The sequence below is a fragment of the uncultured Roseobacter sp. genome (assembly GCF_947501835.1).
Classification (GTDB): Bacteria; Pseudomonadota; Alphaproteobacteria; order Rhodobacterales; family Rhodobacteraceae; genus Roseobacter.
Window position 1 is genome coordinate 1 of the sequence record NZ_CANMXR010000025.1, and the last position, 19,467, is coordinate 19,467.

At 51.2% G+C, this 19,467-nt stretch carries 8 protein-coding genes; 6 read left to right on the top strand and 2 right to left on the bottom strand.

Annotated elements, in window-relative coordinates:
* Positions 1-157: 157 nt before the first annotated feature.
* Positions 158-1,108, bottom strand: coding sequence for a tyrosine-type recombinase/integrase (locus Q1A20_RS24860; protein ID WP_299410878.1), 951 nt, complete (start codon positions 1,106-1,108; stop codon positions 158-160).
* A gap of 220 nt (positions 1,109-1,328) precedes the next feature.
* On the opposite strand from Q1A20_RS24860, the gene Q1A20_RS24865 reads away from it, so the two are divergent.
* The gene (locus tag Q1A20_RS24865) at positions 1,329-3,731 is read left to right on the top strand and encodes a hypothetical protein (RefSeq protein WP_299410879.1); all 2,403 of its coding nucleotides are present in this window, start codon (positions 1,329-1,331) and stop codon (positions 3,729-3,731) included.
* On the opposite strand, the gene Q1A20_RS24870 is transcribed toward Q1A20_RS24865, so the two are convergent.
* On the bottom strand, positions 3,702-4,724 hold the full coding sequence (locus Q1A20_RS24870; protein ID WP_299410881.1) for an ATP-grasp domain-containing protein: 1,023 nt from the start codon (positions 4,722-4,724) through the stop codon (positions 3,702-3,704). The two genes, Q1A20_RS24865 and Q1A20_RS24870, sit on opposite strands and share 30 nt — an antisense overlap.
* A gap of 236 nt (positions 4,725-4,960) precedes the next feature.
* Between Q1A20_RS24870 and Q1A20_RS24875 the strand changes: the two genes are divergently transcribed.
* The 5 genes from Q1A20_RS24875 to Q1A20_RS24895 all read left to right on the top strand — a co-directional run bounded on the left by Q1A20_RS24875 (position 4,961) and on the right by Q1A20_RS24895 (position 19,338).
* Complete coding sequence (locus tag Q1A20_RS24875) at positions 4,961-5,281, top strand: H-NS histone family protein (RefSeq protein ID WP_299410882.1); 321 nt, start codon at positions 4,961-4,963, stop codon at positions 5,279-5,281.
* A gap of 750 nt (positions 5,282-6,031) precedes the next feature.
* Positions 6,032-6,661 (top strand): hypothetical protein, encoded by a 630-nt coding sequence (locus Q1A20_RS24880; protein ID WP_299919396.1) that lies wholly within the window; start codon positions 6,032-6,034, stop codon positions 6,659-6,661.
* Complete coding sequence (locus Q1A20_RS24885) at positions 6,658-7,218, top strand: hypothetical protein (protein WP_299410885.1); 561 nt, start codon at positions 6,658-6,660, stop codon at positions 7,216-7,218. The genes Q1A20_RS24880 and Q1A20_RS24885 overlap by 4 nt, the downstream gene beginning before the upstream one ends.
* Positions 7,215-18,128 (top strand): DUF4214 domain-containing protein, encoded by a 10,914-nt coding sequence (locus Q1A20_RS24890; protein WP_299919398.1) that lies wholly within the window; start codon positions 7,215-7,217, stop codon positions 18,126-18,128. The genes Q1A20_RS24885 and Q1A20_RS24890 overlap by 4 nt, the downstream gene beginning before the upstream one ends.
* A gap of 316 nt (positions 18,129-18,444) precedes the next feature.
* Positions 18,445-19,338 carry a glycosyltransferase family 2 protein gene (locus tag Q1A20_RS24895; protein ID WP_299410888.1) on the top strand — a complete coding sequence of 298 codons (894 nt, stop codon included), beginning with the start codon at positions 18,445-18,447 and terminating at the stop codon, positions 19,336-19,338.
* Positions 19,339-19,467: the final 129 nt, after the last annotated feature.

Genomic DNA, 19,467 nt, shown 5'->3' on the forward strand with positions numbered 1-19,467 from the left:
CCTCCCCCAATCTACAATAGCGAGTGAATCAAAGGACTTGCTTCAAAGCAACAAGACTTCTTCAACAAAATAGGCTCAGATTGGTCATTTGCCGCACTGAGCACGAGCGACCGCAGCTAGGGTGGTTGCGCGGTCGCCGTATTCAATGGGGTGCGATCTAAGGCACTGTAAAACAGTCAACCGTTGCCAACGTGTCGGCCGCGGCAACTGCAGAACTCAACGAGTTGTCCGACACTTTGGTGTAGATTTCCGTGGTGGCGATGCTGGCATGTCCTAACAACCTTTGGACCAAACGGATATCGACCCCTTCTTCGATCAACAGGGTTGCCGCCGAATGCCTGAAGCGGTGTGGCGTCAGATGTGGCTCGATGCGAAGGGATCGTGACAATGTCCTTAATCGCTTTCGATATGCTTGCGGGGTAAGACAATCACCGTTGGTGTTTTCGAAAAGCCAGGCCTGCGACCCAAGAGTATCAAACTTGCACTGCCAGTAGTGTCGGAAGTCCTTCTGCAGCCGATCGTTGGCGACGTAGACGGTGCGCTCTCGATCACCCTTCCCGCGGACGCGAATCCGAGTTGCTGCCCCGGTCACGTCTTGGACTCTAAGTGATGTTAGTTCGCTTATTCTCAACCCCGTCACCACAAGTAAACGTGCGATGAGACCAGTTACTTTGGATGCAGATACATCATTTAAGCCTTTGGGTGCCGCCATGGGATCAAGTTCAATGATGTGTTCAGTCGATTGGAACAAGGCGCTTAAGGTAGGGCGATCCACAGGACGGGGCAGACGTTTGGGGATCTTTAGATCTAGTCGCAATCCGTCAAACGGAGACTGTTCGACCGGATACATTTCTTCGCGCCACTTGAAGTAAGATCTGAGAGTGACAAGTCGTCTCCGGATTGTCGATGGGCTGGCACCTTGCTCCTCTCGCAGATCTTTTTGGAATGCAATCACATCTTGCCCGGTCGGTTGATTGATTAGGCCTACCTTGGTTCCAAACTTTACAAAAGCGGATAGATCCTGTCGGTAAGCTCTCAAGCTATGTTTGCTCAGTCCAAGTTGTTCTTGGCAGTATTCTTCGAATTCAGTGATGTAGATTTTGGTCATGTGCCCTCGTCAATGGTTCGGGGCCGCTGCCAGTTGCCGGCAGCTTTCAACCCCTTCAGAGTTGCAAAAGGAGTCCACGGAAATTGCTTTGGCAACAGCCAGATGCAGGTCAAGCTGGCTACAAAGCATAGTGACTCCCGGCTACTGCAACTGTAGGCTGTTCGAAGATTTTAACCCAAGTGGCCGGACATTTTGGTCGCTGTAACGATAACCGAGAATTATGAGTATTGATCTTCCTACTGGCCCCCTCAAATTTGTGAATCGGATCAACGAGCTCAAATACGTTCAGTCAATCGTAGAAGATATTGAACGTGAGGGACCAGCGACATGCATCTTAAATGCTATGCCGGACAGCGGTGTCTCGCGCTTCCTTGAGAAAGCAGCTGAGTGCACTGGGGATGGAGTGCTCTCGTTTCTTGTTCGTGGCCGGAGCGCAGTAGCTGGGAATCTGTTTTCCCAGATCTTGCTGACGCTCTACCGTGACTTTCCTGATCACTATGAAGAATATGAACGGATTTTGAACAAGCGTTACGGACACCACTGGGCGCTTCGTGCTCTTCCTTATCTCGCAGGAATGATACCAGTTGCGGGCGGTTCAGCAATGGAAGCAATAAACACAAAACTCGCGGAGCAGGAGCAGGAGTTAGGGCAATTCCCGTCACTGATTGCACAACTCACAGCGGACTTCATAGCTGAAATTGCCATGGGGGAAAAAGTCGTCATTTTCATTGACGATGCGCAAGACCTAGATCCATGGTCTAGAGAGTTGTTGACTATATCGACATCGCATTCGAGTATAAACTTGACCTACTTCTTGGCTGTTATTCAAAGAAGTGAGGAAGTTACTCAGAGAGCTTCGCTACTGGAAGACGAATTAGCCGCCATCGGATACTCTGTATCTTCAACTAACTTCAAAGATCCAGGCACCGCCTTTGTACTCACTCTTTTTGAGAGCTTTGGCATTCCAATTGACGACAAAAAAGTTAGTCAAGTTTTGTCGCCTTCGAATGGAAGTATTAGAACGATTATTGCACGCTTCAGGAAGTCTGTATCATCATGCTCTGCCGTGATAGATCATGAAATACAATACTTAATGGATCATATCGTTCAATATCTCTATTTAGCTAACCAGCCACTACGGCAATCAGATATAGTCGAAGTCATCTCAAATAGTGTGGATATTTTTGTTTCTGACGTCCATGGAATTAATAGGGCCCTTGAGTATCTATTGGCAGAAGAAGCGGTTTGGAAAACAAGTTTACCGGATGGCGATCAGCTATTCGAAATATCATCACACTCACATCCCGCGGTAAAAATCCTAATCAACACTATTTCATTGCGTCTATCCAAAACAGAAGAACTTTACCGTCTCGCATGTGGCCGCTTGAGTGGCACTAAGGAATACGATGCAGAGTATGCTTCGATCGCATATCGCTTGTCAAAGGAGATTGCTCCAAACGATCTCAAGAAACACGGTGAGCGAATAATCTTACTAAGTCTGGCGTCCGGAAGCTGCTTGAACGCTGAGAGATTTATCAATGACATGATGCACGATAGTGGCTTGGAAGAATACTATGACGTATCGCTCCATTCCGCAGTTCTGCTTGCCAACCGGCGCTTCGCTGCGGCTCTAGATATCCTAGAGCGGGCAAAGCCAGATGGCCTTTCGCAAGAACTTCACTTTAGTGTACTCAGGTCGATCTGCTTAAATCGAGTACGTCGGCATGAGGAGTCAATTACGCTCGTTGACCAGCTTCTTAAATTGAAGCTTAAGCGCCATGTAAGCCTGTCCCTTGCGGCTGTGAAGGTGTCCAGTTTAGTTCATAGCAACCAGATTGAAGCTGCCAGGATTTTTCTTTCGAACCACAGTGTGTCAAACACATCCGAGCGCCAATACGCGTACTTTATTCGTAATGCTTCCGCAGCCCTTCCCCCTGAAGAGGCAAAGCAACTGCTGACCGAGGCTCTCTCAACACTACGGAAGGCGGGAGACAATTTTGGCGTAGGCTCAGTGCACAACAATTTATCGGCGGTTTTCATTGAGCAAAGAGACAATAGAGAAGCTAGATTTCATGTTGATCGCGCCATATCCACTCTATCCGCCTATGGCCAAAACAATCTCCATATTTCGCACTGCAATAGTGGTTTGTGCAAGATACTGGAAGGAGATCTTACTGGAGCGCAGTTGGAACTCCGCAAGGCGCAAATCTACTCTCACTCTGTAATGCCGGATCTTTTTATTCTCATTAATCGATCAGTTTGCGAGGTTATTTTGGATAACGGAGATTTGGCGTTGAGATATTTAGACGCCGCTCGAGAGAGATTGAAAGATGCCACGGCATTCTCCAGGATGTTCCAGAAGTATCATTTCAATGCTCTACTCATAAACGCAGCGTTGGGGCAAGAGAAATCGATTATCCAGAAGCTTTCAGATCTTGCACATCAATACCCAGATCGAGCATACGCCACGGAGAATGCCAAAGTAATAAATCGAGTTGTGGAGGTCTCTAGAACTGGAGTAATTTCAAAGGCTGATTTGCTTAAGAACATGTCACCGTGCGTGTTACTACACTGGAATCTCAATCCACTTGAGCTAATTTCTGAGGATGTTTTGGCGCCTTAAACTAACTGATAGAATGTGCTCTAATAGAGCAGAGTATGATATTCCTATCATTTTTGATGCTATTGCGATAGACGCATGTCTTCCAAGGTTACAGCAGATATTGAATTCAAGGCAACTCACGGTGTTCGTTTTCTTGCAGACGCGGAAATCAGCTCGAAAGTAGTCCATCGGGGATGCATTAACTAGTATTCTATTGCAGATTTCTTGCATCTTCAAAATAGTTGGATTGTGCTCAAAAAGAGAACGTTGGAAGCCACCATCAACCATTCGTTTCTGACCATATGTGACAACTCCCCCTGCGAGGTCACTATTGTCGATGGTACACGGTAGCAGAATAGGTCGTTCTGCCTGTAACACTCCAAGGGAGACGTTTTCCCCACTCACATATTGCTCGACTAGCGCGTCCTCGCCTTGTTCGTGGAGCCATCGTACCTGTTCGATTGCACCTGCCTTTCTTTCTTGAATGCTAGACTCCGAAATCAGTTCGGAAGCCGCTCCAAATCTTGGTTTGACAAAATATGGGCCTTCAAATTCGATTGAAGGTTGGCTTATGTTCTTGTGTCTCTGCACCATCCATTCTGGTGTAGGGATGCCGCAAGCGCGAAACAAGGTTTTGGCAAGATGCTTGTCTTCAGCCAAGCTTCTTACGTGTGGAGGAGCGCCAAGATAAGCTAGGCCCAGGTACTCACAAACTGAAGACACCAGCGATTCTGAGTTACGGTAGCTGGCTCGGTTGAGGACAGAGAACACGTAGTTGTATCGCCTGTTTTGGGCGATTAAATGGTCGACGCTGCGACTCGGCGTAACGTCCAAGTCGAGTTTACATAGCTCATGGAAAAGATCGTAGTGATAGGTGGAAAAAATACCGTGCTTGGTATCAACGGGCGCGATTTTGTCTTCTACGTCGTTTGGCGCAAACCTTGCAAGGTAGAGGATCTTGAGCTGTCTACGGTCTTCTGCAGACAGCGTGGACAGGTTTACAGATGTACTCATAATTCTCGGTTATCGTTACTTCGAGGGATGCGATCAACTGTGGGGCAGGGCGGTTAAGATGATTTCCAGTTATCGCAACTTACGTCGTTGTTCCGGGCATTGACGCTCAATGATCTCCGACTGCGGAGACACTTCAGGTTTCATGCTGGCGTAAACGCGCTGACACAAAAGATGGCTTGTTGATCTTACCGCGGCGCTTCAAATGCCGCGCAACAAATGAGGAAAGATCACCAGCTATGGCAAAAGTAAATCTCGCAAAGATGTCGCTCGACGAACTTAAGAAGCTACGAAAAGACGTAGATGCCGCAATCGTATCAGCAGAGAATACAGCGCGCAAAACCGCACTCGCTGCAGCGAAGGAAGCTGTGGCTAAACATGGCTTTTCGCTCGAAGAGCTTCTTGGCGCAGCAAAGCCTAGTAAGAAAGCTCCCAAACCCGCTAAGTACGCTCATCCGGAAAACCCGAAACAGACATGGTCTGGCATGGGTCGCCAGCCTAAATGGATCAAAGAAGCGCTTGAAGCAGGGAAATCGTTGAACGGTTTTCTCATCAAGTGACCGGCTCGGCTGGCTTGCTGAAAATCTAGTAAAGCGTTGGTCGCAGAGCTATCGGCCCTTCGGAAATTCCTGGCGTTGGGAAAGAGCCTTAGATCCGAAAATCGATACTTTCTCCTTCTCCATGTCGCTCTGCTGCCTTAATTGACGCCAGCTCGGCTTGGGCTTGTGTACTGTGTTTGACGTCAGCACCAATGGGGCAGTTTAGGTCGATTTGATAAGGGAGGGTTTCCGGCACATCGTAACCACCAAGGAGTGGAGATGAGATAGAAACCCGGAACAGGTAAGAGCTATGCGCAGAGCAATCTGTGCAGCCGTGAGAATTGCGACTTAGTATGAGCGCGACAGATTTGTGTTGGATTGAAGAGGGTTAAATTCTGGTGATGCGCTTTAGCGTCAGAATATTCCTGTCTTTGATCTAGATCAAAGCAGGCCGGGCTGGCAGTGTGCGCTTATTGCTTGGAGAGATTTTGCGGTCCACGAGGGGTTGGACAGATGAACGACCAATGGGGACACTGGGGTTTGATTGGTGCTTGGAGCATATGGCGTTGCGTCAATGAAAACAAATCCCTGGTGTGTGTATTGCAATGAATCAGATGCTTCTCAAACACCTGCCTTGTGAATACTGGACCAGCGGGTTTTCCGTTGTTTCCGGCGTTGCTGGCTGGGTCGGGCGCAGGACTGAAGGCTGGTCCGTTAACCATGATTCAGGTTTGTTAACTATCTTATTGCCAGAGGCAATCAGTACATGTTTTGGTTGAACGCAACCGCTTTGTGCAATTGCTGATCGGCTGTTTTGTGAAGAAAATTTCCCTGATACTCATCCTGATCCACGCAGTACTTGATAACCGGAGTTTCGCTGGGGAACAGAAGTTTGCTCACTGTCCGGAGGTTTGGTCAGACTATGTGGAACTGGTGCGGGATTCGCTGGCTTCCAGCGAAAGAGAAACGCCGTCGGTCTTGTTCGTTGGAACAGATGGTGAGCTTCACAACTGTTTGGGCGCGCAGATCGAACTTGATACCCTGCGGGCCGTTCAGAGACACGAAACAGCTCTGTTAGTCGTTTTTGATGGCGATATTGGCTGCGAGCCTTTGGAGTGGCCATTGAACGTTTGCTCGCTACCGTTGCTTGATTGGATCAGCAAACTCAACGGATCGATTATTCTCCCTATGCGCAGGTCCATTTGTGGGATGCAATATGCTAGCATCGAATTGTATACGCGCCGAGATATGAGTTGGTTTACATTGAAAGGACAAGCAAGGAACTTCATTGCTGCCAAGAGTTCAAAAGCTGTGACCACAGAACAAGAAGATATTTTGGATATGCTAGTTTCAAAAGCAAAAATATATACGCTATGCCAAATTGAGTTCAAAACCAGATGACGAATGACTCTAGCTACAAAAGAACTCCTGTCGGCCCAGACGACTTCATCGATGGGAAAGCGATTACTAACATACAAATCGTAAGTATTTTAGGCAGCGGATTTTTTATCTGTTTTACCATTGGAATGCTACTCAATGAGTTTATGTCAGAAAATATAGGAGATCGTTTAAGGCATGTATGGATTATCAAGTACAGAATAGAAAGCCTTCTTAAATTTTCGCCAATTAGTATCCCTTACTATGTTGCGGCGTTGGTTTGTGTATTTCCGCTTTCGATTGCACTGTGCGTATGTTTCACCAATAGGTTCCGTCCTGCTTCTAGTCAAAAAAAACGCATGAACAAGAATATGCTACACCGTGCATATGGATCGATGCTGATTGTTGCATTGCTTTTCATAGCTATTTTTTTTGTTCCAATTGACGATCCGAATGGTCTGTCTCAATTGCTGTTGTATCCAGCATTCCCAATTTTGGCTGTTCTGACTTCCATTCTTCCTGCAGTAGCGTTCCTTCAATTTTTACCCTGGCTATTTACAAAAGTGAAAATTAGCGAATGACGGATGAAAATGAAAACAAGATCAATTTGGATTTTTCTGGAATTGAATCGCTTGGGTGGAGTTTCGTAGGCGAGACAACCTTCAACAGCACAACCGCGCATTCAAGCAATAAAGCATTTCCTGACCCGGCACTGGGCAAAGTGGGTAGATATGGTGGTCCTGCATTTACAGCGGCTGTTGAGCTGCCTGAAATAGTGAGCGCCGTCACAATTGGAGACACATCCGAGGCAATAAAGCAAAGCTATGGACTTTTAGGTGCCGTTTATGGCGCCGCTAAGGGTGCCGGCGCTCTTTTTTCGCTGGGAGCGCAAACAGGGCATCCAGCTATTGCTATCGGCGCGGGGATCGTCGGTGGAGTAGGCGGAGGATTCCTGGGCGAAACGGCTGTCGAAAATGCAATCGAGGGAATAACGGGAGCATTTGCAACCGTAAATGAAGCACATACAAATATTCCTCAGGGTGTTCTTCAGCGGGCCAAAGCGCAGCTTCCCGGAGCGCCAGACTATGACTATGTGAAAGCTGTAGAAAGTGGAGTCCCGAGCAAAATCGCATCGACCGCTTCCAATCTCGCTGGAGTCTATGCGGATGCTATTCTTCGAGATCTAGCATTGGGGCGCGTATCGAGTGAAAAAGCTGCAAACTCAGGAAATGGTCCTTCTTATGATGCGCCGGGGAGGCCTGGACCCATTGATCGACTAGGTTCGCCGGTTGGACCAGCTGTAAACGGAACGAAAACCAACCATTCTTTGCCGTCAAAATCTGGTTATGCATCCCCTGGTGTGAATGACCTGAGTCCGCTGGATCAGTTGGCCGAGCTTGGCAGGATTGTTGATAGCAGCCCACCGCCGATTGTTTACGGCCCAATTTATCCTGTAGATACTTACCCAAAGATCGGCCCACAGTTTTTGCCTTCTCCGACCAATGTGTCCTTTCCTGACGTGGATTCATTAGCGGGCTCGTACGGGTTCGGAAGTGGTTTTGCAGGCTGGCTGTCCAAAGTCTTTGGAGCAGCCAAACCAAACCATTTGGGCAAGTCTTTTGACCCAAGCGACGTTAAAAACGCTTTGCAAAAAGGTCTGGTAGACGAGGAGGCTGTTGTCGACGCTGTTGTGGCTGAGACGGGTGTTCCGAGACAAAAGGCGCATGATGCTCTTGATGCACAGCGCGGTTACGGAACGCGTTCTCGTTCAGAACGCGAAGCTTCACATGACTCTTCTGGACGTGAGTCTGGGCATAGCGCAAGCCGCGGCGAGTACCGCCCCGTTATTTTCGACCTTGATGGCAACGGCATTTCGATCACGGAGCTTAGCAAATCGACCGTGTTCATGGACGCGGGCGGGGATGGCCTACTGCACCGGACGGCCTGGGCGGGCGCAGGCGATGCAGTTCTGTTCATTGATGACGATGGTGACGGAGCGATTTCGGAGAAGAAGGAGTATGTCTTCACCGAGTGGGATCCGACGGCAACGGATGACCTGGCTGCCCTCAGGGCGGTGTTTGACAGCAATGATGACGGGGTGTTGGACGCCTCTGACGCGCGGTTTGCGGACTTCAAGGTTCTGGTGACCAATCCGGATGGCTCGACCACGGCCAAGACGCTCGTGGAACTTGGCATTACCTCGATTGATCTAACCGCGGATACGACGCAGATCGAACTGCCGGATGGCTCGATGATCACCGGGCAGACCACCTTCACGCGCAGCGATGGTACGACGGGCACAGTGGCCAATGCGACGCTGGTGGCGGAGGCGCAGGGATATCGCGTTGAACAGGCGGAGAGCACGGATGGATCGGGCAATCGGGTTGTGGTCAGCACCGCTTATGCCGCGGACGGCGATGTGGCCTATGTGATCACTTCGGTGACCAGCCCGGACGGCTCAAACATCGCAAACAGCTATGATGACAATGGCGATGGGGTGGTGGATCGTCTGCAGGTGATCACGACCGTGACGGATGGCAGCGGGAACAAAATAGAGACCGTTGTGAACAAAGCCGGTTCAGACACGGTGACCGCGATTTTGGTGAGCCGTATCGTGACCACAACCAGCGCCGATGGTGCAGATGTGACGATCCAGCGGGACAGCACGGGGGGCGGCTGGTTTGATCAGGAGGAGATCCGGACAACCAATATCGATGGCAGTCGCAGCATCGTGATCAACGATCTGGCCGACGATGGCTCGGTCATTCGCGGGTCCAGCGAGACCACCGCCATTGACGGGCTGACACGGACGCAGGGCACGGATGAGGACGGCGATGGCGTCGATGATCTGACGGTCACCCATCGCATTACCGAACACGGTGATGGCAGCCGCACGGAAAGCACCGTTGCGCGTAATCGCGACGGGAGCCTGCGGTCGTCCGAGACGATGGTGGTCGGCGCGGATGGGCAGAGCAAGATCATCAGCCGCGATTTGGACGGTGATGGTGTGTTTGAGACGGTCGAAGATCTGTCGATCACATTGGACGCATCGGGCAACAGCACCTCGGTTTTGAACGTCAATAACACGACCGCCATCAGCCTTGTGCTGGACACGCTCGAGACGGGCAAGTTTGGCAACAAATTCGACGGTCAGACAGATGCAGACGGCGTGATCACCGCCGGCTTCCAGAACATCGGCCGTGATCTGCGTCTGACCTTCAATGGCTTTGACGTTGATTTTACCAATGAGGTCGAGCTGTTCCTGAATGGCGCGTCTCTTGGCTTTCTGGCACCCGGTGCGGATGAGCAGCTGACCGAATACACCATCGACATTGCAGCTTCCGACATGATTGCGGGTGAGAATGTGATCACCTTCGATCAAGCCCGGAATGATACCTGGAAATGGGGCGTTACGGATCTGCTGCTGCGTGAGGTGGACACATCGCCACCACCTCCCTCCACCGCGGATATCAGCCTTGCGCTGGATACGCTTGAGACCGGCAAGTTCGGCAATAAGTTCGACGGCCAGACAGATGCTGATGGCGTGATCACAGCCGGGTTCCAGAACGTCGGCCGTGATCTGCGCCTGACTTTCAATGGCTTTGACATCGACTTCGACAACGAGGTCAAACTGTTCCTGAATGGTAATTCTCTTGGTTTTATCGCAGCCGGTGTGAATGATGGATTGACCGAATACACCATCGACATTGCGGCGTCTGACATGATTGCGGGTGAGAATGTGATCACCTTCGACCAAGCCCGGAACGACACCTGGAAATGGGGTGTTACGGATCTGCTGCTGAGCGAGGTTCCCCTGTCTCCTGCGGCCTCTTCTGATGCAAGCGATGGCAGCCTGCGCAGCTCTGTGACACAGACGCAATCTGCGGACGCTTTGACCAAAACCATCGCGTCAGATGCGGATGGCGATGGCGATACCGACACCACCACGGTAGATGCGACAGTGATCCATGGCGATGGCAGCCGCGAGAACACCATCACGGTGACGAACACCGACGGCTCCGTGCGGTCGATGGAAAAAACCACCTTAGGTGCAGACAAGGTCAGCTCGGAGACCTGGGTGGATCTGGATCAGGACGGCATCTTTGATGCGGATGAACGGGTGCGGTCGATCACCGTCGATGGCACGACGCAGGACCGTACCACTTTGGATCAATCACGCGCGGCTGACGGAACGGTTTTGGCCAGCAGCACCACGGTGTCCTCGGAAGACGGCCTGACACTCAGCAGCACTACGGATGCGGACGGCGATAGCGATGTGGACACGGCTGTGTCTGACATAACGGCGGTGGATGGATCCGGCGTGTCTACGCGCACTGTCGAGACCCGCAACCAGGATGGCACGCTGCGCAGCAAGACCGTGGTTGAGACCAGCGCGGATGGTCTGACCACCACAACGCAGGTGGACAGCGACGGCAATGGCGCCTTCGACAGCCAGACCGTCGACGTACGGGTTCTGGAAACCGACGGCAGCATCACGCGCACCGTCTCCAGTTATGCGGGTGACGGCACGACGCTTCTGAGCAAAGTCACCACCACCGAAAGCGCGGATCGTCGGGTTAAAACGACAACACAGGATACCGACGGCGATGGCATAGCTGACGTGGTCATGACCTCAACCGAGGCATCAGACGGATCGATGGTTGTGACCGAAGTCCAGAACAATACGGATGGCTCAAAGATCGCCTCCTCCCAGACCTCGATCAGCGCAAATGGGCTGGTCTCGACAACCGAAAGCGATCTGGATGGGGATGACGTCACGGATGTGGTGACCGAGGCGACAACTGTTCTGGAGGCCGATGGCAGCAGAGCGACCACCACGATTGTCAAGAACGGCGATCTGAGCACACGAAGCAAGACGGTCTCGACTGTCAGCGATGACGGTTTGACAGTGCGTGTGCAACGCGACGCGGAGGGTAATGGCAGCTTCGAGCGCGATGAGACCAGCACAACGGTGCTCAACACGGATGGCAGCCAGACCACCACCACAGCGCTGCGGGCGGCCAATGGAGATCTGCTCAGCCAGTCACGGGTCAAGACCGACGATGATAACCTGATCACCGTTTCTTCATCTGACAATGACGGCGACGGCACGTTTGATCTGATATCGACCACGACCACCGTGCTGCAAGACGACGGCGGGACCTCGACAACCTCTGCGTTGCGGGACACTGCGGGCGCGTTGCGCAATGCATCGACCACCACCTCCAACGACAATGGCCGCAACATTGCGACCATAACGGACGTGAACGGCGATGGCGTTGATGACATGATCACGTCGCGCATCATCGCCGATGACGGCGTGCTGACTCAGACGCAATCAGAATGGGGCATGGACGACCTTGGGGCCGCCGTTCTGCAAAGCCGTACCGAGACGACCACCAGCGCCAATGGCCTCACCACAACGTCCAAAGTGGATGCTGATGGCGACGGCACCTTCGAGCGCGCACAAGAGAGCATTATCGTATTGTATGGAGATGGCTCGCAAACAACAACCGTCACTGAAAAGGATGCGAATGGCACAGTCTACCGTACATCATCCAGCGAGATCAGTGATGACGGCCGCACCCGCACCGAGACCTGGGACGAGAATGCGGATGGCACAGATGATCTGACCACGCTGACAATGCTCGACCTGTCCCTGGATGGTATTGAGACCATCACCACAGAACGCCGCTCCGCGGACACCTTCTTGCTCAGCAAAACCACGATGGCCACCAGCGCCGATGGGCGGATGGTCACGCGAACCACGGATCTTGACGGGGATGACCTCAACGACATTGAGGTATCGCAGATCCGGGATGTTTCCGGGACAACAACATCCAATACGCGGCACTATTCGATTGACCACGCGCTTGAGGCGAGTGTCCGAATAACCGTCTCTGATGATGCGCTTGAAACAGTGACCTATTCCGACCGGGATGGTGACGGAACCTTCGAAGTCATCACAACCGATCTCACCGAATATGCTCAGAACGGTGCGATGACGCGAACGCTCTCACATAAGGACGATGGCGGGAGCTTGTTGGCCAGAGAAGTATATCTGGTGTCTGACGATGGCCTGTTTGCACGCTCAGAGCTGGATATGGATGGTGATGGCATCATTGATCTCCGCACAGAAGATACAACCACCTATTTGAATAACGGGGATGTGTCGCGGGTTCAGGAAACAGTTGATGGTCAGTCCAACCCATTTTCTACTTCGACATGGACAACATCCGGTAGCGAATTGTCGACCACATTCAGCAACGATTTTAATGGAGACGGCACAACCAACCGTTTAATTGCAACGGTTCGTGGCGCAGACGGCGGATCAACGGAGAATACTTCGGAATACGGAACGGATGGCTCTCTGATCAGAACGTCGTCACACATCGTGAGCGCGGACGGATGGTCAGAGACATTTACGCTTGATCGAGACGGCGACGGAAACACTGATCGTGAGGTTTTCCGCACAACAGATGCCAGCCGAGATCTGACCGTAGAATACAAAGATGTTCCCCCGGTTGGTTTGTCCGGTGCGGAAATTGTTGAAACCGCTTCCTTCAATCGCATGAGTGGCAAAACCAAATTTGATCTGGATGGCGATGGTGCTTTCGATGTCATCTTGTCGTCGCAAAGCACTTACGATGCTGCGGGAAATCGGATTGATACTTTTTCCGAGACCATGGGACAAAATCATCTGACCTATGAAGAGGTGACGACGACGGCGGCCAATGGGCTTTCATCTTCGATGACCTTCGACATGGACGGGGATGGTGTTCTGGATGGTTCATCTCAGTCTACGACAACACTGAACGCCGATGGTAGCCGACAAACGGTATCGGAAACCCATTATGCAGGCGGAGCATTAAGATCGAGCAACACGGTTACCATCAGCAGAGATGGCCGCACGACCACAGAAACTTTCGATTTTGACGGGAATGGCAAGATCAACATGCTTGAGGAGCGTTTCGTTGCCTCAAGTGGCGCCGAAACAGTTACAGAAATCGGATACAATGACGATGGTGATGAAACCAATCGAATTGTGACAACCACAACGTCGGATGGCTTGTTGACGACAATCCTTCGTAACGGTGTCGAGCAAACGATTGCGCGGTCGGTCACGGGCAACGGTACATACACGTGGGACAACGGCGTTAATATCGCCGGCGGGGATGATCACTATCTTGTTGCGCATACGGTTGATGCCGCTGAGATGGAGACCTGGTCTGCCACGAAGACGTGGGAAAAGGCGTCAGGATCGACACAAACAGAGGTCTATTCCATACGATTGGATCAACCCTCTATCGCTCGACTGACAGATGAAGCTGTACGCCTTTATGATACGCTTCTGGACCGCGACATGCAGCGTGAAGAGTTCGAGGTTTTGGTGCAATATGTCGCAAACGGCGAGCTTGATAAGGGTGCATTGGCAACCGCGCTGATGTCATCAGACGAATTCTCGACTCGGTACGGTACGTTGACGGACGCGGGTTTTGTGACGCAGATGTACCTCAATTCCTTTGGACGTGCGCCGTCTTTGGGAGAGCTCGACAAACACTTGCGCCAGTTGGATGCCGGGGGTGACCGCAACGATCTTGCGGCGGAGCTCGCGGAGTCTATTGAACATCTGGTGGTGGGGAATGGCCACCGGATCACAAACAACTTTGATGTTGAAGTGAACCCGGCAGAGTACGAGCGTATTCTTGATCGTGCTTACGTTGCCATGGTGATCAAGGATTTGGTTGATGTTGCCTATGACCGCGACGCAACGGCACATGAAATCGACTATCTCTCCAGCTTGTTGCTAGAAGGCACGGATGATGTCGCGGCAGTCGCACAAAAGCTGCTTGATCTGGATGGGGACATTCAAGGCGTTTCTTCGAATTCCCTTAAGGGTCTGACGGGGGCAAATTTTGTCGATCAAGCGTTCCTGAATGCGCTTGGCAGGTTGCCTTCCGCGGTAGAGGCGCAGATCTGGCAGGAAAACCTTTCAACAGGTCGGATTACCCAGGCTCAGTTTGTTGCTGCAATGGCGCAAAGCGTGGAACATCTTGGCTATGGAAACCAGTACGACACCACATCGACCCCGACAATATCGACAATCACCGGAAATGGTTCCGCAAATACTCTCACGGGTGCTTCGGGTCAGGATGACCTGAAAGGCCTTGGCGGGGATGACAGGCTGATCGGTAACGGTGGTGCCGACAGGCTTGAAGGTGGAACGGGCAACAGAGACGGATTGCTCGGAGGGACTGGCAGCGACACCTATATTTGGTCACGCGGCGATGGCAATGACACAATCAACGATGAAGGCACATCGATGATCGAAGTGGACATGCTTCACTTGACAGATGTTGCTGCTTCGGATGTCACCCTGCGTCGAGATTATGCATCCGACACTATGTTCATCACGATTGCTGGTACAGGCGGCGCGGTCATCACCGTGGCCTATCAATTCGACGAGACCGAGAGCGGTGGCGCAGGATTGGAGTCCATCCTGTTTGCGGATGGGACGATTTGGACCGCCATGGAAATCGACAAAAGAGTTGTTATGCAAGGAGCGGCAAACAACGCATCGCAAATCATTTACGGCGTCGCCAACGATGACACAATAAATGGCGGTGGCGGTAACGATTGGATTGATGGTGGCGACGGTAATGACAACTTGTTTGGGAACGAAGGTGCGGACACAGTGCTGGGTGGTGAAGGAAACGACACGATTTGGTCTGGGAGCGATAACGATCAGGTATATGGGGGGAGTGGTGACGATGATTTGTCCGGCAATTCCGGCAATGATCAGATCTGGGGCGACGACGGCTCTGATCAGATTCACGGCAATGATGGCCAAGATACGCTGCATGGAGGTTCCGGCGATGACCATCTCTTTGGTGGCGGTGGCGTCGACATCCTTTACGGGAACAGTGGCGATGACGTGCTGGATGGCGGTGGCAACGCGGACGTTCTAGATGGCGGTGAAGGTTTTGACAAAGCAAGGTACCAGACGTCGTCTGCGGCAGTCATCGTTGACCTTGCTGCTGGATCTGGCACACAGGGGTTCGCTCAGGGCGACACATATACGAGCATCGAAGGTGTCATCGGATCGCAGTATTCCGATCAGATATACGGGGACGATGGCGACAATGTAATCGATGGTCTTAAGGGTAATGACGTCGCCTATGGCGGTGCTGGTGACGACAGAATATGGCTTGGTGAAGGCGCAGACCGTGGCGAAGGCGGGGCGGGCGACGACAATCTCTACGGCTACGATGGGAATGATATGCTCTACGGAGGCATCGGCGACGATGTTTTAGTTGGGCAAAACGGGGAAGATTCCCTGTTTGGAGAAGCAGGTAACGATGTAATTCGGGCTGGCAATGACGATGATTTCGTAAGCGGTGGTAGTGGAGACGATAATGTCCACGGCGGCCGGGGCAACGATGAAATATGGCTTGGAAATGGAGCCGATAGCGGAACCGGCGGCACTGGAAATGATCAAGTCTATGGTGAAGCTGGTGATGATCGCTTTTGGGGAAATGAGGGTAATGACGAACTAAACGGCGGCGATGGCGATGATCTTCTCTACGGCGAAGAAGGTGAGGATACGCTCACCGGTGGCGCCGGAAACGACATACTTAGAGCAGGTAAGGACAATGATGTCGCCGATGGTGGTGAAGGAAGCGACACCATTTTTGGTGGCGATGGAAATGATCGGCTGATTGGTGGTCTTGGAAACGACACTCTAAAAGGGGGTGAAGGTTCTGACGTCTTTGTCTCTCAATCAGGCGACGGCGCGGACATCATCGAAGACTTTGACGTCAACACAGACAAGTTGGAGCTAACCGGTATCACCGGAACACTGCATGTTCTAGATTTGGAAAATGCGGCTCAGGTTCTCATTGATGATACGACCTCCATCTATCTGGAGGGCGTCAATGCCCAGACTTTGACTGCTGACAACTTCATTGTATCGGGTGGTTTGACTTTAAACACAATCGAATTTGAGATCGACGTTACCGGATATTCAGCAAAAATAGGGACAGTGGGTGGCGGTCAGATTTTTGGCACCAATGGGTCTGATTTTTTAATTGGCAGCACCGCTACCGATGATATGCGTGGTTTCGACGGAGACGATCTGCTTGTCGACGGCGCTGGTTCCGAAAGGCTCTCAGGCGGAAACGGCTCAGACTACTTTAAGCTGGTAGCGGATGGGGAATTAGATCGCATCACCGACTTCTCTGTAGGCGTTGACACCATCGATATCAGTGACTGGGGCGTGACGAGCTTCAGTGAATTGTCGCTTTGGGTTCTTTATGCAGGCGATGGGGCCTGGAGAGGTCGAAGCTATGTGGACTTTGGGTCGGAAAGCATAAGACTTGATAATTTTGATCAAGCAGCCATCGACAGTTTGACAAGTGATGATTTTGTGTTTGCGCCAGAGCTGGTGGTAACTCCAGCAAGTGTAATCACCGGCACATCCGGTAGAGATACCCTCTATGGCGGGGCTGGGGATGACACAATTGATGGACTTGAAGATCATGATCTTCTGTATGGTGGTGCTGGCAACGACGTACTTACAGCAGCATCTGGGAACAATGATTTTTATGGCGAGGCCGGAAACGATACGATCACTGGCGGTAGCGGTCGTGATGACTTGTATGGCGGCGTAGGCGATGACATTCTGACCGGCGGGCTCAATGGTGACAAATTTGGCTTCGAAGCTGGTGATGGCGACGATACCATTACGGACTATAACGTATTGAATGATACCCTTGTTATAGATGGCATTATTATATCGGGTCCGGACGGTGCTGCCAATGGGGTGTCGATGGTTCAATCTGGTTCAGATGTATTGGTGACATATGCGGTTTCTGACTCAATTTTGATTGAGGATGTACTTATTACCGATTGGCAAAACATGGAAAAACAGAACATCCAAGGAACCGCGATCGGAGAATTGATCGAAGGTCGAGATAACGACGATGATCTATATGGGAATGGTGGTGGCGATACCCTGCTGGGGCATGGAGGGAAAGACGACCTCTACGGTGGAGATGGAAATGATACGCTTGATGGCGGCGCGAACAACGATAAGCTTTATGGCGATGCCGGAGATGACACCCTGACAGACACCAGTGGTCACAACGCATTTTGGGGGGGCACAGGTGACGATGTCATTACCGGTGGTGGAGGTCATGACGATCTTACGGGGGGCTCTGGAAATGACACGATGACCGGTGGCCTTGGTCGGGACACTTTTGTCTTCAGCGATGGTTTCGGCTCGGATATCATCACGGACTTTGCTGAGCATGAGACCACCGAGCGTATTAGTCTCATTGGTGTATCTGAAATTGTCGATTGGAACGATTTGGTGCAAAACCATCTAAGCCAGGTCGGTGTGGATGTTGTAATTGACGATGGTCTGGGAAACACAATAACACTTCAGAATGAAGTCATTGCGAATTTCACTGCTGACGAGTTTCTGTTCTGAGTTTCGGTAAGTTGCTAAAAGTGCCAGCAGGTTTGACTAAGGTTTTGCGTTTGGAGGATTATCGCAATGAGCCTAGGTTCATTGGGTGATTTGCCTGCTTAACCTTCTCCGCAAAAGGGTCTACGGTTTGATTTGTACAACTGAGCCTCATCCATTTTTGTGCGAAGGCCATCCAACCATAGGACGGTTGAAGGAAGATGAAATCCACCGAGGCGCCGACCACCGAGTAGGAAGTGATGCGACTGTCGTGGTACTGATTGGTGATATTTGGGTGTATCGTGAGAAGCAGATTTGATCTTGCTCTAAGAGGCAACTGATGGATCCCACCAAAAGTATACTTGCCGTTGCCACAATGGTTTACCAAGATTACTTCTTTTTGGAGCGCTGGTACCGCTATTACGACAAACAGGTAGGAGCGGAGAACCTTTACGTATTCAGTCATGGGAATGACCCAAGGCATAGAGAAATTGCGAAACATGCCAACGTCATTAACCTCCCTCGTGATGACACCATGTTCAAGTTTGATCGGCGCCGATGGAGGGCGCTGGGAAATTGCGCAACGGGGTTGTTAGAATTCTACAATTGGATAATTGTTACGGATGTTGATGAGATCGTAATCGTGGATCCGCAATCAGCTTCAACAATTCAGGATTATCTTCTTTCCAACTATGCAAATTCCAAGAAATCTCCCAAGAACCTCGCTCCTTTTTGCCTTGAGTTGATCCATCTGCCAGACGAAGAACCACTGCCAATTCTGGATCATGAGACCATCCTGTCCCGCAGAAGAATTTTTCGACCAAACTGGAACTACAGTAAGCCTTGTCTGGTGAGCGGCCCCGTTGTTTTCGGGCCTGGAGGTCATCGAAACACATTGGGGCGTCGGCATATGCCCCCGGATCTTTACACCTTACATTTGAAGTATTTTGATTATGCAACGATGGAGGGAATCGCCTCGGAAAAAAAGCAAATGGTGCTTAATGCAGGCAAGCTCGGGTCAAAATATGATGAAACGCATGGTTGGTACAAAACTCTAGATCACTATCGAAACATCGTCTCATCTACATCGCTTGCTGGTGAGGATATTAGGTTGCCAGAGTACCGTGCTGCCATGATGCGCCAAATAGAAAGATACCAAAACCAATTCATCTGGGGACCGGTGCAATGCAACAAACTCTATCGTATTCCGGCTAGATTTTCTGATGTATTTTAGTGAACTGTTCCCCTTGTTGGGATCGCCCGTCTGGAGATTTTCCTGGGTGGGCGAGTACAGGACTAGAGATCGACAGCAACGTCAGATGTCGGTCAGGAGCCCGCGTCCCAATCTCTTATCAAATACGGC